Annotated in this window: 2 protein-coding genes; one reads left to right on the top strand and one right to left on the bottom strand. The window is 66.2% G+C overall.

Annotated features, from left to right (window positions below):
• A partial coding sequence (locus DBR22_RS19500; RefSeq protein ID WP_108600364.1) for a glutamyl-tRNA reductase occupies positions 1 to 643 on the bottom strand: 643 nt, incomplete at its 3' end.
• Between the two features lie 158 nt (positions 644 to 801).
• On the opposite strand from DBR22_RS19500, the gene DBR22_RS19495 reads away from it, so the two are divergent.
• Positions 802 to 1,607, top strand: an 806-nt coding sequence (locus DBR22_RS19495) for a uroporphyrinogen decarboxylase family protein (protein WP_108600363.1), incomplete at its 3' end; no start/stop codon positions are given.

The following is a 1,607-nucleotide window of genomic DNA, read 5'->3' as shown; positions in this document are numbered from 1 at the left end:
ACACGGAGATGTCGGTGCAGCCACGCTCACGCAGCAGCGCCATGGTGGCCCCGGCGTAGGCGCCTGTACCGAAAACCACGACTTTCTTGGTGGACCAGTCAGGGAATTCCGAGAGATCGGTGGCCAGATCCAAGGCGACGGAGACGATGGACAGGCCACGGGAACCGAGGGCTGTCTGCGCGCCGACGTCTTTGGCTGTTTTGGACGCCGCCTGGAAGAGACGGACCAGGCCCGAGCTGGCAGTGCCTTCATGCTGGGCGGTGATGAGGGCCCGCCGGACCTGCCCTGCGATTTCACGCTCACCAACGACGGCGGAGTCCAGTCCGGCGCTGACGGCGAACAGGTGCTGGGTGACTTCGGAACCGGTCCGGGTGCTGAAGGAACGTGAGACCAGCTGTTCGTTCAGGCCGCTGAGGCCGCTGATCTGGGAGACGAGGGCCGCGCGGGCAGCCTCGACGTCGTCCGGATGAGGCGCTTCGCCGTAGATCTCGTAGCGGTTGCAGGTGGCAAGGACTACCGCACCCGTCACTGCCGGCGATCCGGAGAGAGCGGATGTGGCGATCTCTGAAGCACCGTTGCTCAACTGAGCAACGGTCTCAAGATCGATGTCGGCGTGTGTAGCCACCAATGAGAAAAGAACCACAGCAGATCAATCATAGCTTTTTCGTGGCCCGGTAGAACAACCAGGGGAGGTGGGCCTCGCAACAAGGGTCTGTGATTCGGGCCACGGGACCGGCGTGGATGCGGCGGGTGACAGGTTGTCGTTATCTTTTACGCCCGATTTTGGGCACAATCGGAAGCATGACTTCCAGCTCCGCCGTGTCCAACGCCGCGACCAATGCCCTGACCGACGGCGGCGCTCTTCCCGCCGGCCACCCGCTGATGGACGGGCGCACCGCGGATTCCCCGCTGATCACCGCGTACCGTGGCGGCAAGCCGTCCCGGCGCCCGGTGTGGTTCATGCGGCAGGCCGGACGCTCCCTCCCTGAGTACCTGAAAGTGCGCGAAGGCGTGGCCATGCTGGACTCGTGCCTGCGGCCGGAACTGGCGTCCGAGATCACCCGGCAGCCGGTCCGGCGCCACGACGTTGATGCGGCCATCTTCTTCTCGGACATCGTGATCCCGTTGAAGCTCGCCGGCGTCGGCGTGGACATTGTTCCCGGCGTGGGCCCCGTGCTGGAGAAGCCGGTCCGCACCGCTGCCGATGTTGCCGCCCTGCCCCAGCTGACCTGGGAAGCTCTGGAGCCCATCCGGGAAGCGGTCCGCCTGACGGTTGCGCAGCTCGGCAAGACCCCACTGATCGGTTTCGCCGGTGCCCCCTTCACGCTGGCGGCGTACATGGTGGAAGGCAAGCCGTCCCGGGACCACCTGGGCCCGCGCACCATGATGCATGCGGACCCGGAGACCTGGACCGCCCTGGCCAACTGGGCAGCCGACGCGTCAGGCATGTTCCTGCGCGCCCAGCTTGAAGCAGGCGCATCCGCCGGGCAGTTGTTCGATTCGTGGGCCGGGTCCTTGGGGCTGGCCGACTACACCAAGTACGTGGCACCCGCTTCCGCCCGCGCACTGGACCACGTCCGTCACCTCGGGGCGCCGCTGATCCACTT

Origin of the sequence: Arthrobacter sp. HMWF013 (assembly GCF_003061105.1) — a bacterium.
In the GTDB taxonomy this organism is placed as follows: domain Bacteria; phylum Actinomycetota; class Actinomycetes; order Actinomycetales; family Micrococcaceae; genus Arthrobacter.
Note: the sequence above shows the minus strand (reverse complement) of the source record. Positions and strands in the feature narration are given on the sequence as shown.